At 63.2% G+C, this 26,903-nt stretch carries 24 protein-coding genes; 5 read left to right on the forward strand and 19 right to left on the reverse strand.

Annotation, left to right across the window (positions count from 1 at the left end; all coding sequences use genetic code 11):
- Window position 1: 1 nt before the first annotated feature.
- Window positions 2-958 carry a helix-turn-helix domain-containing protein gene (locus AC3WRR_RS08955; RefSeq protein WP_010810530.1) on the reverse strand — a complete coding sequence of 319 codons (957 nt, stop codon included), beginning with the start codon at window positions 956-958 and terminating at the stop codon, window positions 2-4.
- A 261-nt stretch (window positions 959-1,219) separates the two neighbouring features.
- Between AC3WRR_RS08955 and AC3WRR_RS08960 the strand changes: the two genes are divergently transcribed.
- From AC3WRR_RS08960 to AC3WRR_RS08970, 3 genes are all read left to right on the forward strand, one after another.
- Entirely contained in the window at window positions 1,220-2,041 is an 822-nt protein-coding gene (locus tag AC3WRR_RS08960; RefSeq protein WP_010810529.1) for an alpha/beta fold hydrolase, read from the forward strand.
- Between the two features lie 44 nt (window positions 2,042-2,085).
- Window positions 2,086-2,712, forward strand: coding sequence for a cysteine hydrolase family protein (locus tag AC3WRR_RS08965; protein WP_010810528.1), 627 nt, complete (start codon window positions 2,086-2,088; stop codon window positions 2,710-2,712).
- Window positions 2,713-2,776: 64 nt separating this feature from the next.
- Window positions 2,777-3,472, forward strand: coding sequence for a dienelactone hydrolase family protein (locus AC3WRR_RS08970; RefSeq protein ID WP_454749116.1), 696 nt, complete (start codon window positions 2,777-2,779; stop codon window positions 3,470-3,472).
- Window positions 3,473-3,606: 134 nt separating this feature from the next.
- Here AC3WRR_RS08970 and AC3WRR_RS08975 read toward each other — a convergent pair whose 3' ends face one another.
- The 3 genes from AC3WRR_RS08975 to AC3WRR_RS08985 form a co-directional block, all read right to left on the reverse strand.
- Window positions 3,607-4,455 (reverse strand): class I SAM-dependent methyltransferase, encoded by an 849-nt coding sequence (locus tag AC3WRR_RS08975; protein ID WP_010810526.1) that lies wholly within the window; start codon window positions 4,453-4,455, stop codon window positions 3,607-3,609.
- 259 nt (window positions 4,456-4,714) lie between these two features.
- Window positions 4,715-6,301 (reverse strand): malate synthase A, encoded by a 1,587-nt coding sequence (aceB, locus tag AC3WRR_RS08980; RefSeq protein ID WP_454749115.1) that lies wholly within the window; start codon window positions 6,299-6,301, stop codon window positions 4,715-4,717.
- 50 nt (window positions 6,302-6,351) lie between these two features.
- A complete protein-coding gene (locus AC3WRR_RS08985) occupies window positions 6,352-7,053 on the reverse strand; it encodes a haloacid dehalogenase type II (protein WP_010810524.1) in 702 nt (233 codons plus the stop codon).
- 281 nt (window positions 7,054-7,334) lie between these two features.
- Between AC3WRR_RS08985 and AC3WRR_RS08990 the strand changes: the two genes are divergently transcribed.
- Together AC3WRR_RS08990 and AC3WRR_RS08995 are read left to right on the forward strand one after the other, a co-directional pair.
- Complete coding sequence (locus AC3WRR_RS08990; protein ID WP_010810523.1) at window positions 7,335-8,288, forward strand: LysR family transcriptional regulator; 954 nt, start codon at window positions 7,335-7,337, stop codon at window positions 8,286-8,288.
- Between the two features lie 174 nt (window positions 8,289-8,462).
- Window positions 8,463-8,897, forward strand: a complete 435-nt coding sequence (locus AC3WRR_RS08995; protein ID WP_010810522.1) for a universal stress protein — start codon at window positions 8,463-8,465, stop codon at window positions 8,895-8,897.
- A gap of 83 nt (window positions 8,898-8,980) precedes the next feature.
- On the opposite strand, the gene loiP is transcribed toward AC3WRR_RS08995, so the two are convergent.
- The 15 genes from loiP to AC3WRR_RS09070 all read right to left on the reverse strand — a co-directional run bounded on the left by loiP (window position 8,981) and on the right by AC3WRR_RS09070 (window position 26,893).
- Window positions 8,981-9,742: a metalloprotease LoiP gene (gene loiP, locus AC3WRR_RS09000; RefSeq protein ID WP_010810521.1), complete on the reverse strand. Its 762-nt coding sequence runs from the start codon at window positions 9,740-9,742 to the stop codon at window positions 8,981-8,983.
- 204 nt (window positions 9,743-9,946) lie between these two features.
- Window positions 9,947-10,951, reverse strand: coding sequence for a type IVB secretion system protein IcmH/DotU (gene icmH, locus AC3WRR_RS09005; RefSeq protein ID WP_492296720.1), 1,005 nt, complete (start codon window positions 10,949-10,951; stop codon window positions 9,947-9,949).
- Between the two features lie 27 nt (window positions 10,952-10,978).
- A complete protein-coding gene (locus AC3WRR_RS09010; RefSeq protein WP_010810519.1) occupies window positions 10,979-13,219 on the reverse strand; it encodes a phospholipase effector Tle1 domain-containing protein in 2,241 nt (746 codons plus the stop codon).
- Window positions 13,216-13,848, reverse strand: coding sequence for a DUF3304 domain-containing protein (locus AC3WRR_RS09015; RefSeq protein ID WP_439668014.1), 633 nt, complete (start codon window positions 13,846-13,848; stop codon window positions 13,216-13,218). The genes AC3WRR_RS09010 and AC3WRR_RS09015 overlap by 4 nt, the downstream gene beginning before the upstream one ends.
- A gap of 113 nt (window positions 13,849-13,961) precedes the next feature.
- Window positions 13,962-14,663, reverse strand: a complete 702-nt coding sequence (locus tag AC3WRR_RS09020; RefSeq protein WP_234788203.1) for a DUF3304 domain-containing protein — start codon at window positions 14,661-14,663, stop codon at window positions 13,962-13,964.
- Window positions 14,663-15,286 carry a DUF3304 domain-containing protein gene (locus tag AC3WRR_RS09025; protein WP_454749113.1) on the reverse strand — a complete coding sequence of 208 codons (624 nt, stop codon included), beginning with the start codon at window positions 15,284-15,286 and terminating at the stop codon, window positions 14,663-14,665. Before AC3WRR_RS09025 ends, AC3WRR_RS09020 begins: the two co-directional genes overlap by 1 nt.
- The gene (locus AC3WRR_RS09030; protein WP_010810516.1) at window positions 15,283-16,143 is read right to left on the reverse strand and encodes a DUF4123 domain-containing protein; all 861 of its coding nucleotides are present in this window, start codon (window positions 16,141-16,143) and stop codon (window positions 15,283-15,285) included. The genes AC3WRR_RS09025 and AC3WRR_RS09030 overlap by 4 nt, the downstream gene beginning before the upstream one ends.
- A 21-nt stretch (window positions 16,144-16,164) precedes the next feature.
- The gene (locus AC3WRR_RS09035) at window positions 16,165-18,690 is read right to left on the reverse strand and encodes a type VI secretion system Vgr family protein (RefSeq protein WP_492296724.1); all 2,526 of its coding nucleotides are present in this window, start codon (window positions 18,688-18,690) and stop codon (window positions 16,165-16,167) included.
- A gap of 524 nt (window positions 18,691-19,214) precedes the next feature.
- A complete protein-coding gene (gene aceA, locus AC3WRR_RS09040; protein ID WP_010810514.1) occupies window positions 19,215-20,510 on the reverse strand; it encodes an isocitrate lyase in 1,296 nt (431 codons plus the stop codon).
- A gap of 334 nt (window positions 20,511-20,844) precedes the next feature.
- Entirely contained in the window at window positions 20,845-21,813 is a 969-nt protein-coding gene (locus AC3WRR_RS09045; protein WP_492296726.1) for an alpha/beta fold hydrolase, read from the reverse strand.
- Window positions 21,814-21,895: 82 nt separating this feature from the next.
- The gene (locus tag AC3WRR_RS09050) at window positions 21,896-22,312 is read right to left on the reverse strand and encodes a gamma-glutamylcyclotransferase family protein (protein ID WP_011615563.1); all 417 of its coding nucleotides are present in this window, start codon (window positions 22,310-22,312) and stop codon (window positions 21,896-21,898) included.
- 2 nt (window positions 22,313-22,314) lie between these two features.
- Window positions 22,315-22,812 (reverse strand): ribonuclease E activity regulator RraA, encoded by a 498-nt coding sequence (gene rraA / locus AC3WRR_RS09055; RefSeq protein ID WP_010810511.1) that lies wholly within the window; start codon window positions 22,810-22,812, stop codon window positions 22,315-22,317.
- A gap of 48 nt (window positions 22,813-22,860) precedes the next feature.
- Window positions 22,861-24,600, reverse strand: coding sequence for a thiamine pyrophosphate-binding protein (locus tag AC3WRR_RS09060; RefSeq protein ID WP_371258347.1), 1,740 nt, complete (start codon window positions 24,598-24,600; stop codon window positions 22,861-22,863).
- A 57-nt stretch (window positions 24,601-24,657) separates the two neighbouring features.
- A complete protein-coding gene (locus tag AC3WRR_RS09065) occupies window positions 24,658-25,935 on the reverse strand; it encodes an MFS transporter (protein WP_037024085.1) in 1,278 nt (425 codons plus the stop codon).
- A gap of 133 nt (window positions 25,936-26,068) precedes the next feature.
- Complete coding sequence (locus AC3WRR_RS09070; RefSeq protein ID WP_010810508.1) at window positions 26,069-26,893, reverse strand: LytR/AlgR family response regulator transcription factor; 825 nt, start codon at window positions 26,891-26,893, stop codon at window positions 26,069-26,071.
- Window positions 26,894-26,903 lie beyond the last annotated feature (10 nt).

Consider the following 26,903-nt stretch of genomic DNA (forward strand, 5'->3'; position numbering starts at 1 on the left):
CCTAGTGTGGCGCCTGCATGCGGAGATGCGACGCGCGCAGCGTCTGGCTGGGCAGCACGCCGAACAGCCGGCGGTACTGCATGGCGAACCGGCCGATGTCCCAGACCCCGAAGCGCATACAGATGCTCGTGACCGTCTCGCCTGCCTTGGCATGCTTCAGCGCCTGGCGCGCGTGGTGCAAGCGGTGGAGCACCAGGTACCGGTGGGGGCTGATGCCGACGTACCGGTTGAACACGTTGCGAATGGTACGTTCCGAGGCACTGGTAGCTGCGCACAGATCTTCAAGCAGGATGGGCGTGTGCCGCGCCGCTGCCAGCAAGTCCATGGCCTGGCTCAGGATGCGCCGGTGATTCTGGTGCCTGGCAGTGTCGGTGCTACGCGCGGCTAGCGGCAGCAGGGTGTTGAACGCGAGCCGGAGGAGTTCGCTGCGTGCGGTCTGCTCGCCAGCCGGGTGATGCAGTTGGGCAGGCTGGCGATCATCGATGAAGAGCAGGCGCTGGGTCAGCGCAAGCAGGGCGCCCAAGCTTGGACCGCCGGTCAGGACAAGATTGCGGGCGAGCAATGACAAGTCGGCATTGTCTGCGTATGTCGCCATCCACCGGCAGACGAGCTCGCATGGCATGGAGATTGTCATCCAGCTTGCCGGGCGGCTGGCGTCGATATGGAACATGCGGTCCGGCGCCATCCAGCCGATTGCATGGCGGTCGAACCGGCGCCCGTCGACCACCGTGCATTCATGTCCGCTCAGCGGCAGGAACAGGTTGAAGCATCCCGGCATGCCTGCGCCACTGTAGATCGTCGCGGCGCCTTCCTGTCCGGCCATCAAGGCAACGCCATTCAGCTCGAGCACACGCAGGCGCCAGTCCCGTCGCTGCGCCGAGCGCAGCATGTACCGGCCGTTTACGCCATACAGTGACGCTTCGAATTCATCAAACTCCGCATAGCTGGCGTTGGTCATCGTCACCCTCTTGCGCTCAAGTGAATTGGAGTGCCCTGCGGCGCGATGGCTGACACCTGGCGCAGGCTCGGCAGGCACCATCCGATTTGCCGATTTTACGTAGCGTCTGGCCAGAGTCCAGGAGAATAATGGCCGTCACCGCGATGGTTGCCGACCGTGAAGCAGGCTGCCATGCCGCCAGCGCACAGGCTGGCGACGATCGCACACATCGGGTCCTCGAGCCGCCGCGGGCTTTCCAATCCCCTTCAGACGGAGCAAGCCATGGGAACGATTACAACCAGGGACGGGACCGAGATCTACTTCAAGGACTGGGGCGCGGGGCAACCAATCGTCTTTCATCACGGCTGGCCCCTGACCGCCGACGACTGGGATGCCCAGCTTCATTTCTTCCTGGCCAGGGGGTTCCGGGTCATTGCGCACGATCGCCGCGGCCACGGCCGCTCCACCCAGACCGCCATCGGCAATGAGATGGACACCTACGCCGCCGACGTGGCCGCGCTCGTTGCGCACCTCGACCTGAAGGACGCTGTCCATGTCGGCCACTCGACTGGCGGCGGTGAAGTGGCACGCTATGTCGCGAAGCATGGCGCCGGGCGCGTGGCCAAGGCGGTCCTGATCGGTGCCGTACCGCCGATCATGGTCAAGACGGACGCCAATCCGGGGGGCTTGCCGGTGGAGGTGTTTGACGGCTTTCGCGAGCGGGTAGCCACCGACCGCGCCCAGTTCTACAAGGAAGTGCCGGTGCCCTTCTATGGCTACAACCGCGATGGCGCGAAGGTCTCGGAAGGCGTGAAGGACAACTGGTGGCGACAGGGCATGATGGGCGGGGTCAAGGCCCAATACGATTGCATCAAGGCATTCTCGGAAACTGACTTCACCGAAGACCTGAAGGCGATCGACGTGCCGGTGCTGGTCATGCACGGCGACGACGACCAGATCGTGCCCATCGGGGCCTCGGCCCCGTTGAGTGCGGAGCTGCTGCGCAACGGCACCCTGAAGGTCTACAAGGGCCTGGCGCATGGCATGTGCACGACCCATCCGGATCTCATCAACAACGATCTGCTGGCGTTCGTGCAACGCTGACCAGTGTCGCAGAGGCACGATTGCCAGTGCCAGGGAGGACGATCATGACAGGCCCCGCCTACACCAGCGAGTCCACCGGGCTTCTGCTGGTGGATCCGTACAACGATTTCCTGAGCGAAGGCGGCAAGCTGAACGGCCTGGCCAAGCCGGTGGCGGACAAACTCGGGACGCTGGCAAATCTGCGTGCGGTGACCAGCGCGGCGCGTTCGCGCGGCATACAGGTGTTCTACGTGCCGCACCATCGCGCCCGCCCGGACGAGCATCTCGGCTGGCAGCACGCCAGCCCCTACCAGCTCGGTGCCAGCCGCGCGCAGGTCTTTGCCGAAGGCACCTGGGGCGGAGACTGGCATCCTGATTTCCGCCCCATGGCCGGCGACGTGATTGTCCATGAGCACTGGGGCGGCAGCGGCTTCGCCAACACGGACCTGGATTTCCAGCTCAAGCAGCACGGCATCCGGCAGGTCGTCCTGGTGGGCTTGCTGGCGAACACCTGCATCGAAGCCACGGGGCGGTTCGCGGCGGAACTTGGCTACCATGTGACCCTGGTGCGGGACGCGACCGCGGCATTCTCGCCGGAAGCCTTGCATGCCGCGCATGAGATCAACGGGCCCACGTTCGCGCATGCCATCCTGACCACCGCCGCATTGCTCTCCGCGCTGGGCGCGCGCTGACGGGGAATTGCGCTACATTGACGGCTGCCCGCATGGGCAAAACCCCCGCATAACAGGAGGCATCATGGGCGAGTACACATCGATCGACGTAGCGGACGGCAACTTCCGGGCCTACCTTGCCAGGCCGACATCAGCGGCCAACGGCAAGGCCATTGTGGTGATCCAGGAGATCTTCGGCATCAACGACGACATGCGTGCCACCTGCGATCATTTCGCGCAACACGGTTTCACCGCCATCTGCCCGGATCTCTACTGGCGCCAGCAGCCGAACGTCGAACTCACCGACAAGAGCGATGCGGAATGGCAGAAGGCCCTGGCGCTCTACCAGGCCTTCGATGTCGATGCGGGCGTGGGCGACCTGGATGCGACCATCCAGTTCACGCGGCGGCTGGACGACATTACCAGCGGCGTGGGCACGGTCGGCTACTGCCTTGGCGGACTGCTGGCATTCCTGACCGCAGTCCGCACCAATGCCGAAGCGGCTGTCTCCTACTACGGCGTCGGCATCGACAAGCATCTCGGCGAGGCCGCGACGTTCACCACGCCGCTGCTGATGCATATCGCCGAGGAAGATGAATTCGTGCCGCCGGAAGCGCGGGCGCGGATCGTCGCGGCGCTGTCGGACAAGCCCAATGTCGAGATACACACGTATCCCGGCTGCATGCACGCCTTCGCGCGAAACCAGGGCGTCCACTATGTCGCCGACGCCGCCGAACGGGCCAATGCCCGGACGCTTTCATTCTTCCAGGCTATGCCATAGCCTGCGCCGCAACCACGCTCCGTCCGGCGGGACCGGGAACGGCGCCGTTGCGGTCCCGTTCCGGTCGTACCGTGTCGCGCATGAGGCGACGCGATAAAGCCCGCAGGCGACCCTCAGTCTCCAACGGGCGAAAACTATCCTGGCTTGGCGCCTGACCCGATGATGAGTTCAAGCTCGGTCTTGAAGCCTTCACCGACGTCGAACTGCTTAAGGCATTCATAAACCTCGTTCCAGGCCCTCAATCTCGCCGCGACGTCGAGGTCCGCTACCACAGCCCGGTATGCCCCGGCGGCTTCCTGCATCAGTTGCAGAGCATCGGACGCGCTCGGCAAGACGAGCTGCGCTCGAACATGCTGTGTTTTCACATCGCCAAGACCGCTGTCGTTCATCAGGCGTTCCATCACGCCATCGCCTCCCAGTGCGAAGATTCCAGGTTGTCCGGGGGCGGGCGGAGACTTGCCCGCGTGGCGTAGAAGGATCGCCATCGGCTGGGCCATAAAGGGATTGTTGGCCGGCGTCGTGAAGACCAGCGCCGCGAAACGCGCACCAGGCTTGAGTACGCGTCGGACAGATTCCAATGCCTCACCAGGTGACGGGAAAAGCATCAATCCCAATCGACACATTGCCGCGTCGAACGGCGCCAGTGTCTCGTCCAATTCGTCTACTGCGCATTCCAGCGTTTCGATATTCTGAAGACCGGCACGAGCGGCATTTCGGCGGACATGCTCCAGCATGGTGCCCGATATATCACTGGCGACCACTTCGCCGCCGGCACCCACACGCATCGCTGCCTGGATGCTCTGGCTGCCGGCACCGCAGGCCAGATCGAGAACGCGCATGCCCGGCCGGATACCGGCCATATCGATGAGCGTGTCCGTGGCGCCCGAAAGATTGGTGGCAAACACATGCTCCCACTTCGCCCAGCCGGGTGCTGCCGACTCCCACGTATTGCGAAGATTGGATTTCACGCTGCTGTCGGTCATCTGGAGACTCCCTCAGGACGCCGCCTGTACAGGAGCATTGTAGTGCGCAAGCGATGCGTGTGGCCCCCGTCATCCAGCGCCCGTAAGTTGGCGGCTTCCACGCAGAAGGCTTACGTTCTGCGCACATTTGGAGGCTGTGCCAGTGAGTGACCGCCTTCCTGAACGACTCCAACAGTTGAGTGGACACTCGATCGGCATCCTAAAAGAAAAAACCGCAGCCAAAGCTGCGGTTTTTACATCCTGCTAGCACCCTACCCGCTTAAACTTCCTCATACAGCGGCAGCGTCAGAAACTCAGCAAAATCCTCCGACGTAGACATCTGCTCAAAAATCTCGGCAGCCCGGTCATAGGTCTTGGTATCGCCACCCACCAGTGCCTTCACCTTCGCCAGCTCTTCCGGAATCAGCTTGCGCACCAGCTCGGCCGTCACCTTGGTGCCGTCTTCCAGCTTGCCCTTCGGCGAGCGGATCCACTGCCACACCTGCGAGCGCGAGATCTCGGCAGTAGCAGCATCTTCCATCAGGTTGTGGATCGGCACGCAGCCGTTACCAGCCAGCCAGGCGCCCAGGTAGTGGATGCCGACGTTGATGTTCATGCGCAGGCCATGCTCGGTGATCGGCGTTTCCGGCTTGAAGTCGAGCAGGTCGGCGCCCTTCACTTGCACGTCGGGGCGTTGCTTGCCGAACTGGTTGGGCTTGTCGCCCAGCACTGCCACGAATTCCTTCATGGCCGGCTCGACCAGGCCCGGGTGGGCAACCCAGCCGCCGTCGTAGCCGTCGGTGGCATCGCGGCGCTTGTCGCTGATGATGCCTTCCATGGCGATGGCGTTCTTCTCCGGATCGTTCTTGATCGGGATCAGCGCGCTCATGCCGCCCATGGCGGGAGCGCCGCGGTGGTGGCAGGTCTTGAGCAGCAGCAGCGCGTAGGCACGCATGAACGGCGCGGTCATCGTGACCTTGGCGCGGTCGGCCAGGCAGAAGTCCTTGTCGTTCTTGAACTTCTTGATGCACGAGAAGATGTAGTCCCAGCGGCCGGCGTTCAGGCCAGCGCTGTGCTCGCGCAGTTCATACAGGATTTCGTCCATCTCGAACGCCGCCAGGATCGTTTCGATCAGCACGGTGGCCTTGATGGTGCCTTGCGGCAGGCCGATCTCGTTCTGCGCCATCACGAAGATGTCGTTCCACAGGCGCGCTTCCAGATGGCTTTCCATCTTGGGCAGGTAGAAGAACGGGCCGGCGCCGCGGGCGATCTGCTCGCGGGCGTTGTGGAACAGGAACAGCGCGAAGTCGAAGATGCCGCCCGAGATGCGCTTGCCGTCGATGGTGACGTGCTTCTCGTCCAGGTGCCAGCCGCGCGGACGCACTTGCAGGGTGGCGATCTTGTCGTTCAGCTTGTATTGCTTGCCCTTGGACTCCAGGGTCAGCGTGCGGCGCACGGCGGCCTTCAGGTTGACCTGGCCCTGCAGCTGGTTGTGCCAGTTGGGGGTGTTGGAATCCTCGAAGTCGGTCATGTAGCTGTCAGCGCCCGAGTTGAAGGCGTTGATGACCATCTTGGCCTCGACCGGGCCGGTGATTTCCACGCGGCGGCATTCCAGGGCCTGGGGGATCGGGGCAACCTTCCAGTCGCCTTCGCGGATGCTCTTGGTTTCCGGCAGGAAGTCGGGGATCTCACCGGCGTCCAGGCGCTTGGCGCGTTCCACGCGCGCGGCCAGCAGTTCCTGACGGCGCGGCTCAAAGGCGCGGTGCAGCTTGTCTACCAGGGCCAGGGCTTCCGGCGTGAGGATATCTTCGTAGGCCGGCAGGATCTCGCCGGTAATCTTCATGCCCGCGGGCAGCGTGATAGCCATCAGTCTTCTCCTGTGATCGATAGCGGTAAGGCTTGGTTGAAGGGACCCTGCTACACCGCCACGCCACGGACGCGGACGAATTCAAGCAGGTCGTTCATGTCGTGCCCGGTGCCGGAGGGGGCTACGTCGAGCCGCTCCGCCGGATGGCCGGCACGGTTGATCCAGAACGTGGTGTAGCCGAACCACGTGGCGCCGCAGGCGTCCCAGCCGTTGGACGAGACAAAGAGCATCTCTTCGGCGGGCAGGCTGAAGGCTTGCGGCCCCAGCGCGTAGGCGGCCGGCGCGGTCTTGTACTGGCGCACGGCGTCCACCGACAGCACGTGGTCGAACAGGCCATGCATGCCGGAGCTCTTGACCGAGATGTCCAGCATCTCGGCATTGCCGTTGGACAGGATGCCCAGCGGCAGCCCGGCGCGGCGCAGGCGCTTGAGCGCTCCCAGGTTCTCCGGGAACGCGGACAGGCACGCGTATTCCTTGAGCAGCTGCGCCTCGGCGGCTTCATCCAGTGTCAGGTTCAGGCGCTCGGCGGCGTAGCGCAGCGCGTCCACGGTGATCGCCCAGAACGGCTTGTAGCGCGAGCCATCGGGGGCGGCCATGGTGCGGATGCGCGTGTAGTCGATCTGCCGGTCCCGCCACAGCAGCGCCAGCGCCTCGCCGCGGCCCGGGAACAGTTGTTCCGCGCGCGCGGTGACGGAATACACGTCGAACAGCGTGCCATAGGCATCGAAGACGACTGCGCGGATCTTGTTCATGAGGGCCTGGGCAACCTGCAACGGTACGGGCGACTGGGTGGATGGACGAGCAGACCACAGCTGCGTGGCTCTGTACACCATTGAATGCATCGAATTGTAGGGAGACGCTGCAGTGCGGCAAAGTGGTCGCGGGTCACTTGATCTTTTACTTTTAGGCAACTAATCTTGGCTGACTAAAACAAAACTCCGCACCAAATCCTCCTCACTGCCGGCCATATGGACGCAACGCCACCGCTTGCGTGACCGTGCCGGCACACCGCAGGCACATCAGGCAAACATTTGTGGACCACTTCAAACAACTGGAGACCTTTGTATCCGTCGCGTCGCGCGGCAGCCTTTCCGCAGCGGCGGCGGCTGAAGGCGTGGCGCCGGCCATCATCGGGCGGCGCATCGACGCGCTGGAGGAGCGCCTGGGCGTCAAGCTGCTGGTACGGACCACGCGCAAGATCAGCCTGACCTTTGAAGGCTCTGCCTTCCTGGAAGACTGCCAGCGCATCCTGAACGACCTGCACAATGCCGAGGCCAGCGTCTCGGCGGGCGGGGTCAAGGCCAGCGGGCACCTGCGCGTGACCGCCCCGGCGGGCTACGGCCGCAAGCACGTGGCGCCGCTGGTGCCACTGTTTATTGAGTCGCATCCGGATGTGTCGATCACGCTGGACCTGTCTGACCGCGTGGTCGACCTGGTCAATGAAGGCTTCGACTGCGCCATCCGCCTGGGCGACCTGCCCGACTCCAGCCTGGTATCGATCCGGCTGGCCGAAACGCGCCGCGTGGTGGTGGCCTCGCCCGAGTACCTGGCGCGCGCCGGGCGCCCTATGGCGCCGGAGGACCTGCAGCGCCACAACTGCCTTGCCTTTGGCGCCAGCGCCAATGTGCAGCGTGGCTGGGTGTTCCAGGAGGAAGGCCGCGCGGTCACGGTCAAGGTCGGCGGCACCATGGAATGCAGCGACGGCGCGGTGCTGCATGAGTGGTGCCTGCAAGGCAACGGGCTGGCGTGGCGCTCCTGGTGGGAGGTCGGCAGCGAGATCGCCAGCGGGCGGCTGGTGACGGTGCTGGACGAGTTCCAGGCGCCGCCGATCGGCATCCATGCGGTGTTTCCGCAGCGCAAGCACCTGCCGCTGCGGGTGCGGCTGTTTATCGATCACCTGAAGAACACCTACGGCAACCCGTCCTACTGGCGCCGGGCCGAACAGGCCGCAGCCCCCACGCCGGTCGCCGAGGTCCTGGCGGACTGAAGGATAGGCGCCTGCCGGTGTGCTGAGACGCTTTCATTGCAATTGATTCCGCGCAATGCCCTTCTCGGCACACTGACTACAATGGATTCGTGACAGGCGCTTACCGGCGCCCCGGCATCCGCCGATGCCAGCTGGCTGCCCTGCCCCGATCCCTAGTCAGAAAAGGAGCCCCGCATGTTCCAACATATCCTGCTACCCACCGACGGCTCGGAACTCTCCAAGAAAGCCATCAACGGCGGGCTGGAGCTCGCCAAGGCCATCGGCGCGCGCATCACGGCCTATGTCTGCCTGGAGGAGTACCCCTACACGCCGTTCAGCGAGATCGTGGTCGAAGCCCCGCAGGCCTTCAAGGACCGCATCGAGAACCAGGCCAAGCTGTATCTGAAAGAGGTCGAGAACCTGGCCACGGCGGCGGGCGTGACCTTCGACGCCGATATGTCGACCTTCGCGGTGCCCTACCTGGGCATCATCGACGCGGCCGAGCGCCATGGCTGCGACGTGATCTTCATGGCATCTCATGGCCGGCGCGGGTTGTCCGGCCTGCTGCTGGGCAGCGAGACGCAGAAGGTGCTGACGCATACCGACATCCCGGTGATCGTCTACCGCTGACCCCCGGGCGCACAGCGCCAGCAAAGCAAAACCGCCCGCACCGGCATGACCGGTGCGGGCGGCTTTTTGCTTGCGCAGGCCGCTTACGAAGCCTTGTTGATGCGCTGCTCGATATGCTTGGCGCGGTCTTCCGAGCCCGGGTGCGACGAGAACATGCCGGACTTGCCGCCGTCCAGCTTGGCCAGTTTCTGGAAAGCCGTCACCAGGCCACGCGTGTTGGCCTTGTTCTTGGTCAGCAGGTCGAAGGAATAGTCATCCGCCGCGCTTTCCTGCGACTGCGAGAACTGCGCATTGATCAGCTTCTCGCCCAGCTCGCCCAGTTGCGACTGCGACAGTGCCGCCACCGCGCCGTTGCCGGCAGCTGCCGCCGCGCCGCGTGCGGCCGTGGCGGTGTAGGCGACCTGCATGGCCTTCTTGGTGTGGCCCAGCGCCACGTGGCCCAGCTCATGGCCCAGCACGCCGCGCACTTCATCGTCGGTCATCATGTCCATCAGGCCGCTGTAGACACGCACGCAGCCATTGGCCATGGCCCAGGCGTTGACGTCCTTGGTCATGTAGACCTTGGCGTTGACGTTGGGCACGTCGCTGTTCTTCAGCCCGCTCATGATCTTGACCAGGCGCTTGCTGTAGGTGGTGTTGGCAGCGGCGATCTTGTTGGTCTTGTCCGATTCAGCGCAGGCCTGGTCGGACAGGCTCTTGACGTCGGCATCGGACAGCGTGGCAGCCTTGGCCAGCGAAGTGCCGGCGCTCATCACGCCATCGAGATTGGTGGGCATGCCGCCGGAACAGCCGGCCAGCAGTGCCGCCGCGATGGCGCAGGAAGCGAGCGAGAGAGATGCTTTCATGATGTTGTTCTTGGTGGGTAGCTCGGAAAGTGCCGATAAAGGCCACGGCACTTTAAGCCATCTCTCTTACGGCGGGAATCACCCAAATGCCGCAACTTGGCAAAAGTGACAATTTATTGCGTTTCAGCAAATTCGAGCCCGCCGCGGGCCCAGTGCCTCGATGTCGGCTCAAGCGGGACCGCCCCCCAACCTGTTCGCAGGCAATCACTGCTTGCGACTACCATCTCCCGTTTCGCTGCCGCCAACCTTGACATCTTGTGGGGGTAGTGACCGGGGCAGCGCTGACGCCGCCGCGTCCCCAATCGCCTCGATCTCCCGCGCGACTTCGTGCGCGCGGGTCGATAGTTGATATTTGAAATATCCAAAAGCGACAAGAGCCGCAAGCGCGTATGCGGTGACTGCCATCCAGACTGGAATACCCCACAGCGGCCGGAAGTTCCGTTCTTTGGAGACTTCCAGATCGCCGGATAGTGCATCCCGCACCGGCGGACGTTGTGACTTCAATAGTTCGTAGAGCTTCTGCCGGATATGCTCATGCTGCCGGTCTCCCCCGGTTTCCACCCGATAGCGGCCCATGAACCCAAGGCTCATGACGAGATAAAACAACTCGATCAGGTCGCATTTGCCGTGCGGGTCCTCAATGGCGCGGGCCAGCAGTTGGTAGACCTTGATGCCGCCTTCGCGGTCTCCGTGGAACTGGCTGGATAACGCCATCTGTGCCCAGACGCCGGTGCCGTCTTTTCCGCCGCCCCATTTCGAATGCTGTGCCGCCTCGTCCAGTGCCGAACAAAGCGTGTAGCTTGCAATGGTGATATGGTCGGGCTCGATGTTCGCCTGATGGCAAAGCGTCCTGAACGCGCGAACTTCTCGCTCCAGCAAGGCGCGCAACTGCTCCACCTGCCTGCGCCGAAGCTTCATCTTCGGCTTCAGGTCACACATCGCCCGCAGTAGTGGTCGAGCTGCCTCATGGAGCGGATTGCGAGCGGCCTGGATGGCCTTCAGTCGCTTCGCCAGCATGGCGTCATCGTAGGGGGCGACCGTGACCGGTTCCGCATCCTTGCCCTGGATAGCCGCATCGATGTCCTGGGCGGATTTCCGCTTTGCCTTCGGCTTCTCCCTGGGGCTCGGTGATGGCTTGCCGCCCGGTTGGCCGCCCTGTTTCGGCAACCAGGATGGGGCTTTGCGAGGGGTGGGATTAGTCTCCAACATGGATCGACTCAGCCAATCTCTGTATTGTTAATCATGCATCGCCATTTCCGCGGGCGTAGGCTTTGGACTCGTATTGACACTCTTGACCAACGCATCCGTGCCGAATCCCAGATGCCGCACGCAGTTGTCATGGCCGATGAAGAACACGCGCGCCCATCCATAACCGCCGGGCGCATATTCATGGAAGTCGGGCACCCGGAACCAGGCCCGGCTGTCGTGGACATAGTTGTCGAACAAGGCAATGGCTGCCTGCTCCTGGCGCGCGAATTGGTCGACCACCGCTGGTGCCGTCCAGGCGCGCAATTGATCGAGCATGTCTCTGGCCGGCAGCACCAGGACATCGAATTTCTCGGCGTCGAATTCTGAAAATACCGCGGTCTGGACGTAGAAGTCCTTGGGGATCAATAGCACGCGCTTGCTGTCGGGGTCGTTCTCGCGCGGCACGCAGAGGTATTGACCGGTCGGGTTGGTATATGCGGCCAGAGGAACGCGTAACGGGCAGAGCATGTGAGCGCCTACCGCCGGCGGTCGCGGCGTCATGGGCGATAGCTCCACGCCGAGGCTTGCCCGCTGCTCGGGATGGAGATAGCCCAGCAGCAGCCGGAATTCCTCGGCAGCTTCGCGGAGATCGTGCTGGTCGTTGGTCACAGTCTCAGCGGCCCCCTCGCCGGGCCGGGTTTTGTCCTTCGCTCGTGCAACCTCCTGGTACTTCTGCTCTCGACGCCGCTGGAGCACATCCCATGCCTGCCTTGCCTGCTTGTCCAGCTTCTCGCCCTCCTGCATCTGGTCGGCGCTGATGTATCCTTCCTGCGCCATCCCGGCCAATCCAAGCGCCGTGCGGGCAGCGGCCAACTCATCGATGCGCTTGCGAATCTTGATCGCCTCGGCATCGGTTTTCATGGCCTTGTCAACCTGCTGCTCCAACTGGTGCGGCGTCATGCCGTCCTCATGCGCTGCCAGGAAGAACGGCTGGTTGGTCACATAGTCGCCCTTGTTCCATCGGGCACGCAGGGTGCGCCACGCAAGGCTCTGGCGCATGCCGAATCGCAAGGCATCTTCGACGCGCGAAATTTCGACGGTTCTGTCCAGCCAACGGTTGAAGGCATCGATCAAGGGCTCATTCAGCACCAGATCATGCTGCTTACCGTGCACGCGAATGATTTCCTCCTCTAATTGCAGAGGCACTCCGGCCCGCAACGCTTCGATATACATCTGGTGCAGCGGAATCTGGCTGAGCTTGTCGCCATCCCCATCCCGCGCCTTGCCTTGATCCCCTGGCGGATAGCCGCCTCCGACATCCGAATGCACCCCGGGAAAGGCAACCTCAAGTCGCTGGCCTGGGCCTCCCGGATAAGCGCTGCCTTCCCGGATGGTGTCCAATGGGAAGCTCATGCGCTGCTCATGGATGGAAAAGAAATGCACGCAACGCTGCACGTCCTTGGGAATGTTCATCAGCCCGTCATTCGACCAGGCGAAATGCCCGTCAAACACGCTGATATCGAGGGCGGACTTGAACGAATCGGGCGGCCCGACCGACGCCACTGTATCGAACAACCCCATGAAGTTGATCTTGTAGGGAATCTCGCCCGCAATCTTACCGCCGGGTGCCCAGTCGCGGGTTAGCTTGCCAATGAACGAACGCGCCCCGGCTGCCCCCCGCGAGAAGCCGAAGGCGTTGATCCACACCTGCTTGACCATCTTGTTGCGATGGCTGTCCCGCTTACGATCCCGCTGCATGCCGGCCAGCTTCTTGTGCTTCATGTCGAAGACACTGGAGAACGGCCGGAAGCCATCAGCAGCAGCCAGGCAAAGCGCCTTGGCTTCAATATTGTCAATCAGAATAGCATCAGAACCCGCAATTGCTTGATAGACGGCATTCAGGACGCGCGTGTAAGCCCACACGCAACGACGCCCATAGCCAACAGCGAACCCCTTGCCAATTGAGGAGTACTCGGTTTCCCCAACTTCCGGAAGTGGCGTGCCGACACCGGCGATGTAGTATCGATAGATGCCATACGTATGCTCTTCTCGTGCGGCCGCATGGAGCCGGGCTACATTTGTGTGAGCCTTCCACTTGGAGTCCCGAAACGCTTTGTTACTCTCGTCGTCGTTGTTGTTCGTGCCATCGAAAAACAGGCTGATATGCAGGATCTGTTCGCATCCCGCGTGGGGGTCGCGGACTTTCCCCTTGCCTAGATCATAGGCGTCCTTGCCTTTCGACAGCAGCCCGCCCTCTGGCATCTTCTCCGGCCATCGCAATACGCTCATTGTTTCAAGTCTCCAATAGATGGGTCCGCTTTGATTACCTCGCCAAATCTTACTAAGCGCGCTGCCTCTTCCTCTCGATTCGCTTCATCGTCCACCTTCCCTACAGCAATATAGGGGTCGCTATCTGCCGGCCGAAATGCAAGGCTGTTATGGCCGTTTGCATTTTCATCCTGCACCATGACCTTGATGCGATCCCCAGGCAGGAAAATGACAAACATGGCACCTGCCCTCGGCCCGTACTCTGCAATCTCCGCATCAGCCTTGTACCAGGAACCCCAAGCATTACCATCGAGCTTCTTATTGGCTATCCAATGAACGCTTACTTTCAAGCCCGGCCGCCATTTCTTCGGAAACGAAATACAGCACATTTCCCCACCCCCACCGGTTGGCGTATTACTCGGAGTGGCCGGTGAGATATTTGGGCCAGCCCCTGATATTCCATTGTCTCCGGCAATGCCAAAGGTAGCGATATAGTAAGGGGTATAGTTCAGTCCGCTAACGCCGCCGTCTTGCATCTCGTTCGGGTCATCGACTGGCTGGATTGCATGGGGCTCGCATCCCGACAGGCAGGCAAGGAACACCGCCATCAAAGCCCACACGAACAGGGATTTAATGCGCTGGCCTCCCATTTCGAATCTTCTTCCAATTGCTCCCAGACGGATGGATGCACCCCATCCGCGCAGGCGATCATAATTCCCCCGAAACGAACACTCGCTTCCAATTTCAGGCCATCGCGATATGCTCATTGCCTTAAATCTCCAATTGATGGATCTGCTTTAATTACGCTGCCGAAATTCCTGAGGTGTCTTTCCTCTTCCTCACGATTCGCCTCATCGTCCACCTTACCAACGGCAACGTAGGAATCATCGTCAGCCGGCCGAATAGCAACGCTGTTATGGCCGTTCGCATTGCCGTCTCGTACCATGACCTTGATGCGGTCCCCTGGCAGGAAAATGACAAACATCCCCCCTGTGCGCAGGCCATACTCCGCAACCTCGGCATCCGCCTTATACCAGGAACCCCAAGCGTGCCCATCGAGCTTCTTGTTGGCAATCCAGCGCACCGTGACCTTCAACCCAGGACGCCAGTGGACAGGAAACGTGCCACAGCAAGCGCCACCACTCTGTGCGGGAATATGGTCAGGCCTTGCCGGATCGATGTTTGGCCCGCCACCTTCGATGCCATTGTCATGTCCCGTTATGATGAACCTGTCAACGTAGTAAGGGGTGTAGTTCAGGCCCTCAACATCGCCTGACATCATGGCGTCAGGATCGTCGTTTGAGTGAGCTCCAACGACAGTGCTTTCATTGCAGCCTGGCAGAATCGCGAGGCATACCGCCATCAAGGCCGACACGAACAAGGATTTCATGGCGTTGACCTCCCAGCTTGCATCTATCGCCAAGCCGCCCAGGGGAATTTTTTCCGGCCATCGCAATACGTTCATTATTTCGACTCTCCGATTGATGGGTCCGCTTTGATTACCTCGCCGAATCTCAATAAGCGCGCTGCCTCTTCCTCACGATTCGCTTCGTCGTCCACCCGCCCGACTGCCACGTAAGGATCGTCGTCAGCAGGCCGAGCCCTTACCCTGTTGTAGCCGTTTGCATTTCCATCCATAACCATGACCTTGACGCGATCTCCTGGCAGGAAAATGACCCACATGCCATAAGTGGTTGTGCCATATTCGGGAATTTCCGCCTCAGCCTTGTACCAGGAACCCCATGCGTGCCCATCAAGTTTCTTGTTGGCGATCCAGCGGACCGTGACCTTTAGCCCTGGCCGCCAGCGGACCGGAAACGTGCCACAGCAGGCGCCACCGCTCTCTGTCGGTATATAGTCGGGTCTTACCGGAACAATGTTTGGCCCGCCGCCTCCGATGCCGTTGTCGTGCCCCGCTATGTTGAAGGTGTGAACGTAGTAAGGGGTGTAGTTCAGGCCCTCAACATCGCCTGACATCAGGGCGTCAGGATCGTCGTTTGGCAGAGTGCCAACAACGGAGCTTTGATTGCAGCCGGGCAAAACGACGAGGCATATCGCCATCAAGGCCGACACGAACAAGGATTTCATGCGTTGACCTCCCGCTTTGCATTTTTCGCCAACTGCTCCCAGACGGATGGATGCACCCCATCCGCGCAGGCGATCATGGCTTGCCCGGAACGAGCACGTTCTTCCAAGGCGCGTCGCATTTCATCGTGGGCGTCGAAGTCGCGGCAGTATCGGTACGAGAGTTCGCAGAAGTACATTCGATCCGCTGGCTCTGTCAGCCCCCACTCGGCGGCACGCTGATAACGGGGCAGAAAATCCATGAAGCGCGTGAGATAGGGACCTGCCCCATCCACCACGCCATCCTCTGCGAGCGCCGCGAGCAACTGATCCGGCTCGCAGTGTTCGGTCAGTCGGTCCAGTTGCTCCTGGCTGAGCTGAATGGACAGCGGCGTTTCCTGTGTGCTCTCGCCCTCCATCGGGCCGTCAATGCACTGCCATTCGTCGCTGTAGCCGCGGTATTTCCATTGCTGAATGGGTCGCATGATCCGTTCCACGATGTCGTCGCCCCAGACTTCCATCGTCACCAGCAGGTTGCGCGGGTCGTAGTAGCGAATCAGGGCGGTCATGCCTTCGCCAATGTCCGCAACGAGAAACTGATGCAAATGACGGGCGAGACGGTCAATGTCCACGCGGCTCCAGATGAGCGTGAAGCATGGCGCCCACAAATCCATCGCGTCGAATTGCGCCAGCCAGGGTGCTTTGGGATCGTCCACCCGCGCCAGGAACAGGCAGGCGTCGCCGGCATCGGCTTCGGGCAGGCCGGCATACACATTTCGAAAATCGGCGCCCGATTCGCGCAGCAATGCACCAATGCGAGTCGGATGCACGGCGCCATCGGCCAGCACGTAGATATGAACTGCGCTTTCTTCTTCTGTCATCGAGCTGCTGTTCCTGGTTATTTATCGAGGAACCACGGCGGCATTGCGTGCGGCCGCCTTGAGCAGGCATTCCAGGCAGACTTGCCTCGCCTTTAGCTCCACCGGAAGACTGCTGGGACCGGTCAGGTTCTTGCTGGCCGCGTGCACGATCCACCCGCCATTGGTGCCGTTCTCAATGCCGCCTTCGGTCAGCTTGATGTAGCTGCCACCGCCGTCGAGCAGCACTTCCTTTGCCTTTAGGCTGATCTTCCCGGCAGTGGCGTTGATTTCAAGCTTTGCCAACAGGTTGATATTGTTCTTGAGAGCTTGCAGGTCGATGTCGCCCATGTTGGCAACCAGCTTCATGCCGGCTTCATATACGAACAGACGCAGTGCCTTGCGAATGCTGGCAAAGAAGCCCCCGCCCGTGGTCACGGACAGGTGCTCCCCGGTAGTCAACGCGGTATGCGTGCCGCTGGCGATGTGCGTGGAACCCGCTGCGGTCGAGACAATGCCAGCGGGGCTCGCTGATACCAGGTGCGGCGCCGTGAACTCCTTCAGCTCGCCACCGCCCTTGATTTGCTCAAGCTGCTTTTCCAGCAATCTTGCAATGTCGGGCTGTTCGCCATCCTGCGCCTGCGCCTCGGTCGCCTTGTCGCCCATGGTGCTGGCGATATCCAGGGCCTTTTGCATCAGTTGAATGACATCGCTGACATTCATCATGTTGCCTTCGGCGTTCCGGCGCGAGAAGGTGGTGATAAGCATGCCGAGTGCGGCACGCAGTGCTCCATGCGCATCGGTTCGAAGCTCAAAGCCTTCGCCGCGCTTGTCCTTGCGCCCCTCCCAATCGTTGACGCGGACGTTGTGGCCCAGCGCCAGCAGGCTGTTCTGGTGGTCCGACGCGACCTGCACCTGCTGCTGGCCCTGGGTATCGTCGTAAAGCGTGTGGTTGCGGCCTTCGCCGAACAGTTCCTTGCTCTGGTAGCCGGACAAGGCATGCTGGCTCGGCAGATCCCACGGCGGCAGGTTCAGCCGGTTATTGACCGGTCCCATGATGATGGGCCGGTCCGGGTCGCCACCCTCATAGCTGACAATGACTTCCTGGCCGATGCGAGGCAGGTGCGTGTTGCCGAAGCGGTCGCCGGAGGAAAAGCCGGTGACGCGAATCCAGCAGGAGCTATTCTCGTCGTAGCTGCCATAGCGGTCCCAGACGAATTGACAGCGCACCCTTCCCAGGTCATCACACCAGATTTCCTGATTGGCTGGGCCGACGACCCTGGCTTTGTGATGGCCGCCGATGTAAGGCTTTTCGACCAGTTCTGGCCGGAAGATTTCGCTAGTGGGCTGCGCCTCGAATTCGACTTCGCAGCGCCAGGACTGGCCGCTGCCGGCGAACTCGCCCACGTCCTCGATCAGCAGGTGCGTGGCGAAAATCAGGTACTCGCGGTTGGCCTTGGTGCGCAGGAATCGCTTGAGGGTAAAGGTATGGCCCGACGCCATCGCGCGCACATTGCCCTTGCCGCGCGTCCGTACGCCGTGCTGCCGCAGGCGTTCCATGTTGATGCGCGCCAGCATCTCGCCTTCCTTGCGGGCATCGTTGCCGCTCTTGGGTTCGGCGTAATCGCCCGGCCAGTGATACAGCTCATAGGTCGCGTGGCCGGTGTCGCGCGGGTCGGCGGCGCAGACATTGAGGTCGGCGCGCGGTTGGTTGTGGTCGTAATCGCCTTGCGCCCAGGCCCCCGAGACGAGCCGGTCGCGCACCTCGAATTCGTGAAGGTGTTCCTCGTCCGCCCGGTCCGAGGATGGATACCAGCTAATGGCATGGTAGGCAGGGCTGGGGATATTCCGGAAAGCGCCATTGCCATCGGTCAACACCATGCGGTGGTGGCCGTCCGAATGCTCCCAGTGGAAATTCACGCCCCATTCCGCGAGCAGGCGGCGCACGAACTGGTAGTCCGTCTCGCCGGCCTGCATCTGAAATCGGCGCTTGGGATACTGGCTATCCAGCAGGCGGCGCTCGACCGGGAAAGTGTATTTGCTGAGCACCGCCTCTACGATTTCCAGCACAGTCATGTTCTGATAAGGCCGGATGGTGCTGGTGAGCGTGGCCAGCCACAGCCACGGGCGCAGGGTCAGGCGGTACAGGATGCGTTCGTGTTCGTAGTAGGGGCCGCGTACGTCCGTGACGAGGCCGGTAATCTCTCTCTTGCCGCTGCCGAAGCCGCCATCCGGACCGGTGCCGGAGCCGTCCAGCTCGATGCTGACGGTCAACTCCTTGCCTTGCATGGCCTCCATATCAAAGTCACCCGCCGGCCCGTATAGCACGTTGCGTTCGTCGGGCGTCTTCAGTTCCAGTTCGTATTCGAACAGGGAATTGATACTCTCGGTGCCGGACAGTTTGGAGAACAGCAGCAATGGCTGCCCCAACAGTTCCGGCAGACCGTCGCCGGAAACGGTGACGGTACGGAAGGAAAACCGCAATCGGCTACCCATGCAATCACGCTCCGTGGAAAGTGGACTGTCGCCGCCGTCAGCAGCCAGTGGCTCGGTCGTCCATCGACCAGCCAATGAGAGTGCAGCAACGCGGCCTCGATAATAGGAGCAGCGAAGTGGGGAATAAATCAGACGATTCCTAATTACGCAGCCCAAAACGCCTGAAAACAGAATTAAGCAAGACTGAAATCGCGTTAGGATCCCTATTCCGCAAAGACGTGCGGACACATGGACTGCGCTGACGCTTCAGAACTTTCCAATTGTGAAGAATTGAAAAGGCGGTAAGGCACGAAGCAAAAGGGGCGGCACACATAACTTGAGAATGCGCGCCGCTCTGGAAGATGCGGGCATTGACCTGTCCCGCGTCAGGCTTCTAAATAGCCGGCGTGAACCCGGCCAGGCTTGGGCGGTAACTCTGCATGGAGTTTGAGTTTTGAACACCAGTTGAACAGCTACCCGCTAACCCGCCCCAGCATTGGAAAATAAAAAAACGCGCCGTCCCTGAGAGAGAACGGCGCGGCGCCTAAATCAGAAGGCGTGATGGTCGCACGCCTTCCTTAACCGCCGGACCCACGTTCCGGCGGGGGTGACCAGGAGAGTCAGGCCACTTTCTTGTCTTCGAAGAACTGCTCGTCTTCGGTCGAACCCTTCAGTGCGGTCGTCGACGACTGGCCGCCTTCGATGGTCTGGGTCACGGCGTCGAAGTAGCCGGTGCCGACTTCGCGCTGGTGCTTGACCGCGGTGAAGCCCTTCTCGGCGGCCTTGAACTCGGCTTCCTGCAGTTCCACGAACGCGCTCATCTGGTTGCGGGCGTAGCCGTAGGCCAGGTTGAACATCGAGTAGTTCAGCGAGTGGAAGCCGGCCAGCGTGATGAACTGGAACTTGTAGCCCATCGCGCCCAGTTCCCTCTGGAACTTGGCGATGGTGGCGTCGTCCAGGTTCTTCTTCCAGTTGAACGACGGCGAGCAGTTGTAGGCCAGCATCTTGCCCGGGAACTTGGCGTGCACGGCTTCGGCAAACTTCTTGGCGAACTCGAGGTCCGGCTTGCCGGTTTCGCACCACACCAGGTCAGCGACTTCAGCGTAGGCCAGGGCGCGCGAGATCGACTGCTCCAGGCCGTTGCGCACGCGGTAGAAACCTTCCACGGTGCGCTCGCCGGTGCAGAACGGCTTGTCGTTGTCGTCCACGTCCGAGGTCAGCAGGTCCGCGGCTTCGGCGTCGGTACGGGCGATCACCAGGGTCGGCACGCCCGAGACGTCGGCGGCCAGGCGCGCGGCGGTCAGCTTGGCGACGGCTTCGCGGGTCGGCACCAGCACCTTGCCGCCCATGTGGCCGCACTTCTTCACCGAAGCCAGTTGGTCTTCGAAGTGAACGCCGGCGGCGCCCGCTTCGATCATCGACTTCATCAGCTCGAAAGCGTTAAGCACGCCGCCGAAGCCGGCTTCGGCATCCGCCACGATCGGGGCGAAGAAGTCGGTGTCGCCCTTGCCTTCGCTCCACTGGATCTGGTCGGCGCGCTGGAAGGTGTTGTTGATGCGCTTGACGACTTGCGGCACCGAGTTGGCCGGGTACAGTGACTGGTCGGGGTACATTTCACCGGCCAGGTTGGCGTCGCCTGCGACTTGCCATCCCGACAGGTAAATAGCCTTCAGGCCGGCCTTCACTTGCTGCATGGCCTGGTTGCCAGTCAGCGCGCCGAGCGAGTTGACGAACGGCTCCGTGTGCAGCAGGTTCCACAGCTTCTCGGAACCGCGGCGGGCCAGGGTGTGCTCGACCTGGACCGAACCACGCAGGCGCACCACGTCCTCGGCGGTGAAATTGCGCTTGATCCCTTTCCAGCGGGGATTGGTATCCCAGTCTTTCTGCAGGGCCTGGATCTGTTCTTGGCGGGTCATGGTCACTCTCCTGATGATGCGGGGATGGCTGAGAATCTGTTGATCACCTGACCTGGGCTACGTCGCGGTGGCTGCGTCGCCTGCTGTTTTTCGCGCCTCATGTCATGAGTCTTATATAAGAGTGTAGAGAACCCTCCCGCGTTGCAACAACCTTGATCTACAGTTCCCGCTTAGTTTTTTCTTCCAATAATTCAATGGTTTATAGATTTTTTTTCACGATGCGGGAAATGATCTTCCATCATGAGAAATGGTCTTGTGCTCCGCAAACCATGTATTTTTGCGGTCCAAAACATCTTTCCACATCGTGAAATATGCGCAGGATGCGCTGCCTCCGCTAGCGCAGGCGCGCGGCCAGCAGCGCCGGTGAGGCCGGCTCCCCTTCCATATGCTCGACAAATTCCCGCACCATGATGGCAAACCCCTGGGCGTCGGCCAGCGGCAGCCAATGGTGCGCGGGCACGGTGCGGCGCCAGAGTTGCGTGGTCCAGCGGTGCAAGTCTTCAGTTAGCGCCGGCTTCACATACCGGTCATGCAACGGCACGATCACCTGCACCGGCGCATGGGCATGACAGTGGCGCGGGGCACGCAGTACGGGCACGAAGTTGGCACGGTACAAGCGCACACCATGGCAACCGTCGGCTGTTTGTGTGGGGCTGGGCCCCGTGCGCAGGCCCTCGGTCAGGCGCAGGTAGCGCGGCCACGCACGGCCGAGCCACAGCCGCCAGGTCAGCTCAGGCAGCCACGGCAGGTGGAAGGCGCCGATATACCACGATGCTGCGAGCTGCCGCAAGGTCTTGCCCAACGCAGCCAGCGACCGCTGCCCGCGCAGTTCGCGCAAGCCGATTGCCGCGTGGTCCAGGCAGGGACCAGAGCATGAGGTGAATGAGGCGATGCGCCCTTGCAGCCGAGCATCGGTCACGAACTCCCAGCTCTGGATCGAACCCCAGTCATGGCCGACAAGGTGCACCGGGCGCTGCGGCGAGACCGCGTCGATGACTGCGATGAAGTCATCGGCAAGCTTCTGCAGCCGGTAAGCGTCAGTCGCGTGCGGCGCGGTTGAGCGCCCTGCCCCGCGCACGTCATAGGCCACCACGTGGAAGCGCCCCGCCAACTGCGCCGCCACGTCGTGCCAGACCTCGCTGCTGTCGGGATAGCCGTGCACCAGGACGATGGTGGGCCGCCCTGGCCCGGGCTCGCCCCAACTGGTGGCGTACAGCCGCACGTCGCCGGCGTGGATAAAGCACTGCCGAGGGAAGACCTGCGGCGGCAGGGATTGCGGAGCGTTCATGGCCGTCGATTCCATTGTTCGATGTCATCGCCGGCCATGCTACGCAAAAGCAGACGGCGCCGCGAATGGGCGCCGTCCGTTTGAAACGAGCCGGGGCTCAGGCCGCGGCGGTATCGCGTGCGCGGCGATAGGCCACCCAGTCGCCGCTGTCGATGCGCGGCAGCGTGGCCACCGCGGACTCGGCCACCGGATACAGCAGGCAGGCGACAGGCTGGCCGTTGTGCAACACGGCCCGTTCCTCGCGCACGAACAGCGTGGCCTGGCCGGGATAAACCTCTTCGATCTCGTCGAGCACCGGCAACAGCGCGTCGGCGATCTCGTAGAGATCGCCCACGACCGGCCCGCCACTGGCGTCCAGCACCAGGCCGGGATAGGTGCCGAAGTCATAGAGCCTGCCGGCCACCGTACCCGTGCCCAGCAGCGTGGGCGCGGCAATGCCGTGGCGCTGCGCGGCGGCGTTCAGGTCGTTGACCTCGCCGGCGCGCAGCGTGCCGTAGACAAAGACGCGCGGCATGCTCAGTTCCCCAGCCTTTCGTCCGAGACCAGCACGCCGTCGGCGTCGACGTAGATCCAGTTGCCCGGGCGCACCACTGCGCCGGGCATCTGCACCGCGACGTCGCTTTCGCCAACGTTGCGCTTCTGGCTTTTCTGCGGATGCACGGCCAGCGCGCGGATGCCGATGTCGCACACGTCCAGCTCGGCGGTATCGCGGATGCAGCCGTTGACGACGATGCCGACCCAGCCGTTCTTCTCGGCCAGCAGGCCAAGGTTGCCGCCCACCAGCGCGCAGCGCAGCGAGCCGCCACCGTCGATCACCAGCACGCGGCCCTGCCCCGGCGCTTCCAGCGCGGTCCGCACCAGCGAGTTGTCTTCGAACACCTTGAGCGTAGCCGCGGGGCCGGCAAAGGCGCCCTGCTTGCCGAAGGCGCGGAACACCGGCGCCATCACGCGCAGGGTGCCGTCGGCAAGGTGGTCTTCATGCGCGTCGCACAGGTCGGTGGTGACAGGCTTCATCGATGGTCTCCTGATAGGCAAGAAAGTATCCGGTCGGGCCGCTCGGCCTCACTGTTGCTGGCTGGCCAGCGCCTGCGCGCGGATGGCGCTCAGCGTGGTGCGCGGCGTGATCACGTCCGGGTCCACCTGGATCTCGATCAGCGTGGATACCGGTGCGGCCAATGCCTCGCGCAGTGCCGGGGCAAAGGCTTCGGTCGTGGTCACGGTGGCGCCGCGCGCACCATAGGCGCGCGCCAGCGCGGCAAAGTCGGGGTTGTGCAGCTCGGTGCCCGAGACATGGGTCGGGTATTCGCGTTCCTGGTGCATCCGGATGGTGCCGTACATGCCGTTATTGACGACGATGAAGATCACCGGCGCCTGGTATTGCATCGACGTAGCCAGTTCCTGGCCATTCATCAGGAAGCAGCCATCGCCGGCCAGCGCCACCACGGTGCGTTGCGGGAACGCGATCTTGGCGCCGACCGCCGCCGGCACGCCATAGCCCATCGCGCCGCTGGTCGGGGCCAGCTGGCCGCGGCCGCCGCTGGTGAACGGGCGATAGTGGAAATAGCGGTGCAGCCAGCCGGCGTAGTTGCCGGCGCCATTGGTCACGACCGCGTCGGCCGGCAGCAGCTGGTCCAGCGTGCGGATGACTTCGGCCATGTCGACCCCCTGTCCCGTAAATGGGGGCGGCTGCAGGTAGCGTTCGTAGTCGGCGTGCGCGGCTTCTGTCCACGCCTGCCAGCGCGGCTCGGCCGTGGGCTGCAGGCCGGCCAGGCGCGCGGCGATGGCCGGCATCGACGCCTGGACCATCAGGTCGGCCTGGTAGACGCTGCCCAGCTCCTCGGCGCCGGCGTGCACGTGGATCAGCTTTTGCGCGGGCCGCGGCGCGGCGATCAGCGCGTAGCCTCCGGTGGTCATCTCGCCCAGGCGCGGGCCGATGGCCAGCACCAGGTCGGCATTGCGGACGCGCTCGGCCAGCGCTGGGTTGATGCCAATGCCGACATCGCCGGCGTAGTTGGGATGGCAGTTGTCGAACAGGTCCTGGCCGCGGAAGGCGCAGCCCACCGGCAGCGCGAAGCGCTCGGCAAAGGCCTGCAGGTCGGCGCAGGCCTGCGGCGTCCAGCCGCTGCCGCCGGCCAGCACGAAGGGACGCTCGGCGGCGTCGAGCATCTCGGCCAGCCGCGCCAGGTCGACCTCGCCGGGCCAGCTCATGACGCGCTGGTAGGCCTGCAGCTGCGGCACTACCGCAGTCTGCGCCAGCATGTCTTCGGGCAGCGCCAGCACCACCGGGCCCGGACGGCCCGAGGTGGCGGTCTGGTAGGCGCGCGCAATGTATTCGGGGATGCGTTCGACCCGGTCGATCTGCGCCACCCACTTGGCCATCTGGCCGAACATGCGGCGGTAGTCGATTTCCTGGAAGGCCTCGCGGTCCATGAAGTCGGTGCCGACCTGGCCGATGAACAGAATCATCGGCGTCGAGTCCTGGAAGGCGGTGTGCACGCCGATACTGGCATTGGTGGCGCCCGGCCCGCGCGTGCAGAAGGCCAGCCCGGGGCGGCCGGTCAGCTTGCCGTAGGCCTCGGCCATCACCGCGGCCCCGCCCTCCTGGCGGCAGATGATGAAGCGCAACTGATCGCGGCGGCGGTGGAAGCCGTCGAGCACGGCCAGGTAGCTTTCGCCCGGCACGCCGAAGGCCAGCTCGGCGCCGTGCGCCAGCAGCGCATCGACCAGGATATGGCCGCCCGGCAGCGGCGTGCCGTGTTCGGAATCGTCAGGCTGGGTGGTGTTGGCCGGCGTCATTGACATGAAAGCATCCTCAGGCAATCGAATTCGGAAGGCGGTGCTTGGGTGGCCCGGCCCGGGCTAGGCGGCCTCCGCCTGGCCCGCCGCCGCGCCGCGGCGCGAGCGGTTGCCGTTGCCCACTGTCACCGCGGTGAAGATCGACAGCAGCTGGAAACCGCCGATCATGAAGAACACCCAGGCCGGCAGCTTTGCATCCATCAGCGCACCGAAGAACAGCGGGCCGCACGCCAGGCCGATATCCAGGCCCGAGTAGACCACGCCATAGACGCGCCCGGTGGCACCGGCGGGGGCGGCGGCGCGCACCAGCAGGTCACGCGACGGCCCGGCGGTACCGGCGCCAAAGCCGATCACGCCCATCAGCACCGGCACCAGCAGCGCCGGCACCAGGTTCAACCCGACCAGCACCGCCATCAGCCCCGATACCGTGAAGCTCACCGCGATCAGCCGGTCATGGTTGCTGGTGCGGCCGGCGGCAAAGCCACCGACGATCATGCCGCCGGCGCTGCACAGCATGTAGATGGTGTAGGACGCGGTCGCCAGCGTGAACGGCATGCCGTACAGGTAAGTCAGCGCGGTCGGGGCAAAGCTCTGGATGCCGGCCGCGGAGAACGTGGTCAGCAGGAAGAAGGCCCAGCACACCCACACCTGCGGCAGGCGCAGAAAGCCCAGCACGCTGCCGCCGGATGTGGCCACCCCGGCCGCAGCCTTGGCCGCGGGCCGGCCCACGGCGCCCTGCACTTCGCGCGGGTCCAGCACATGGCGCAGCACAACCAGCACGGCCAGCACGATAAAGGCGACTGCCGAGGCCGCCGCCAGCGCCACGCGCCAGCTGGCGAGGTTGGCGATCGCCACCAGGAACAGCGGCGCCGCCGCCCAGCCCAGGTTGCCGGAAATGCCGTGAACCGAAAACGCGTGTCCCAGCCGGGGCTGCGACACATGCTTGTTCAGCAGCGTGAAGTCGGCCGGGTGAAATACGCCGTTGCCCAGCCCCGCCACGGCCGCGCCGAACAGCAGCGCGGCGTAGCCGGAACTGGTCGACAGCAGCAAGGCCGCGGCGCCCAGGAAGGCCAGCCCGGCAAACAGCACCGGCCGCGCGCCGAAGCGGTCGACCACAAAGCCGGACGCGGTCTGCACCACCGCCGAGACCGCGAAGAACACCGTCATCAGCAGGCCCAGCTCGGCATAGCTCAGGCCGAATTCCGCCTTGATCCATGGGAACAGCGGAGCCAGCAGCAGGTGGTAGAAGTGGGAGACCCCGTGAGCCAGGCCAACCAGCCCGATCACCTGGGCGTCATGACGAAGAGGGTTGCGCGTGGGATCGAGTGCGGCGGTGGACATGGCGCTGGTGGCAGGGGCTATGCGGCAGGACGGAAGGCGGCAGCCCAAAAAAATACGGGCCGAAGCCCGCATCATAGAGGAAAACCCCTGTCCTCTGCAGCCAGGTGGCGGCCACGCCTCCCGCCAACCGCGCTTACATCTGCTTGAACAGGTGCGCGTACTGTCGCGCCACCGGCAGCAGTTCAGGACGGTCGCGCAGCCGCAGCGACAGCCGTCCCAGCGACTGGTTGACCGCGCTGGCCACGCAGGTGATGTTGACCACGGTGCCGCGGTGCACCTGCCAGAAGCGCTCCGGGTCCAGCTGCTGGGTCAGCTCGCGCAGGCTGGTGCGGATCAGCGCTTCGCCGGCGCCGGAGACCACGTTGACGTACTTGTCGGTGGCCTCCAGGTAGATGACTTCGTCCACCGGGATGATACGCACCTCCTGCCCCACCAGTGCCTTGATAAAGCGCAGGTACTGCCGCTGCGGCGCGCCGCCCGGGCCTGGCGTGGCGTGCTCCAGCGATTCCAGCCGCGCCAGCAGCTGGCCAAGCCGGTCCGTCTCCGCGATCGAGGCTTCGGCCTCGGTGTCTTCATCGTCGGCGGGGCCGGCCAGGCGGTCCTTCAGACGCTGCACCGTGGCCTCAAGCCGTTCGCGCTGGACCGGCTTGAGCACATAGTCCACCGCGGCGCGCTCGAACGCCTCCAGCGCGAACTGGTCGTATGCGGTCACGAAGACCACCAGTGGCGGGGTGTCGAATTCGATCAGTTCGCGCGCCACATCCATGCCGCTCATGCCCGGCATGCGGATATCCAGGAAGGCCACGCGCGGCTGGTGCTCGCGCGCCGCCGCCAGCGCGGCCACGCCGTCGTGGACCACGGAAACGATACGGGCCTCGGGCCACAGCGACATCAGTTCGGATTCCAGCACGCGCGCCAGCAGCGCTTCGTCGTCGGCGATCAGAAGGGTCGGGGTCATGGGGGCGTTG

The sequence above is a fragment of the Cupriavidus sp. FW305-3-2-15-C-LB2 genome (assembly GCF_058787575.1).

Excerpts from the sequence above, each read along its gene's own strand:
- AC3WRR_RS08955 (WP_010810530.1), bottom strand. The coding sequence starts at position 958 with ATGACCAACGCCAGCTATGCGGAGTTTGATGAATTCGAAGCGTCACTG.
- AC3WRR_RS08960 (WP_010810529.1), top strand. The coding sequence starts at position 1,220 with ATGGGAACGATTACAACCAGGGACGGGACCGAGATCTACTTCAAGGAC.
- AC3WRR_RS08965 (WP_010810528.1), top strand. The coding sequence starts at position 2,086 with ATGACAGGCCCCGCCTACACCAGCGAGTCCACCGGGCTTCTGCTGGTG.
- AC3WRR_RS08970 (WP_454749116.1), top strand. The coding sequence starts at position 2,777 with ATGGGCGAGTACACATCGATCGACGTAGCGGACGGCAACTTCCGGGCC.
- AC3WRR_RS08975 (WP_010810526.1), bottom strand. The coding sequence starts at position 4,455 with ATGACCGACAGCAGCGTGAAATCCAATCTTCGCAATACGTGGGAGTCG.
- aceB (WP_454749115.1), bottom strand. The coding sequence starts at position 6,301 with ATGGCTATCACGCTGCCCGCGGGCATGAAGATTACCGGCGAGATCCTG.
- AC3WRR_RS08985 (WP_010810524.1), bottom strand. The coding sequence starts at position 7,053 with ATGAACAAGATCCGCGCAGTCGTCTTCGATGCCTATGGCACGCTGTTC.
- AC3WRR_RS08995 (WP_010810522.1), top strand. The coding sequence starts at position 8,463 with ATGTTCCAACATATCCTGCTACCCACCGACGGCTCGGAACTCTCCAAG.
- loiP (WP_010810521.1), bottom strand. The coding sequence starts at position 9,742 with ATGAAAGCATCTCTCTCGCTCGCTTCCTGCGCCATCGCGGCGGCACTG.
- icmH (WP_492296720.1), bottom strand. The coding sequence starts at position 10,951 with ATGTTGGAGACTAATCCCACCCCTCGCAAAGCCCCATCCTGGTTGCCG.
- AC3WRR_RS09010 (WP_010810519.1), bottom strand. The coding sequence starts at position 13,219 with ATGAGCGTATTGCGATGGCCGGAGAAGATGCCAGAGGGCGGGCTGCTG.
- AC3WRR_RS09015 (WP_439668014.1), bottom strand. The coding sequence starts at position 13,848 with ATGGGAGGCCAGCGCATTAAATCCCTGTTCGTGTGGGCTTTGATGGCG.
- AC3WRR_RS09020 (WP_234788203.1), bottom strand. The coding sequence starts at position 14,663 with ATGAACGTATTGCGATGGCCGGAAAAAATTCCCCTGGGCGGCTTGGCG.
- AC3WRR_RS09025 (WP_454749113.1), bottom strand. The coding sequence starts at position 15,286 with ATGAAATCCTTGTTCGTGTCGGCCTTGATGGCGATATGCCTCGTCGTT.
- AC3WRR_RS09030 (WP_010810516.1), bottom strand. The coding sequence starts at position 16,143 with ATGACAGAAGAAGAAAGCGCAGTTCATATCTACGTGCTGGCCGATGGC.
- aceA (WP_010810514.1), bottom strand. The coding sequence starts at position 20,510 with ATGACCCGCCAAGAACAGATCCAGGCCCTGCAGAAAGACTGGGATACC.
- AC3WRR_RS09045 (WP_492296726.1), bottom strand. The coding sequence starts at position 21,813 with ATGGAATCGACGGCCATGAACGCTCCGCAATCCCTGCCGCCGCAGGTC.
- AC3WRR_RS09050 (WP_011615563.1), bottom strand. The coding sequence starts at position 22,312 with ATGCCGCGCGTCTTTGTCTACGGCACGCTGCGCGCCGGCGAGGTCAAC.
- rraA (WP_010810511.1), bottom strand. The coding sequence starts at position 22,812 with ATGAAGCCTGTCACCACCGACCTGTGCGACGCGCATGAAGACCACCTT.
- AC3WRR_RS09060 (WP_371258347.1), bottom strand. The coding sequence starts at position 24,600 with ATGTCAATGACGCCGGCCAACACCACCCAGCCTGACGATTCCGAACAC.
- AC3WRR_RS09065 (WP_037024085.1), bottom strand. The coding sequence starts at position 25,935 with ATGTCCACCGCCGCACTCGATCCCACGCGCAACCCTCTTCGTCATGAC.
- AC3WRR_RS09070 (WP_010810508.1), bottom strand. The coding sequence starts at position 26,893 with ATGACCCCGACCCTTCTGATCGCCGACGACGAAGCGCTGCTGGCGCGC.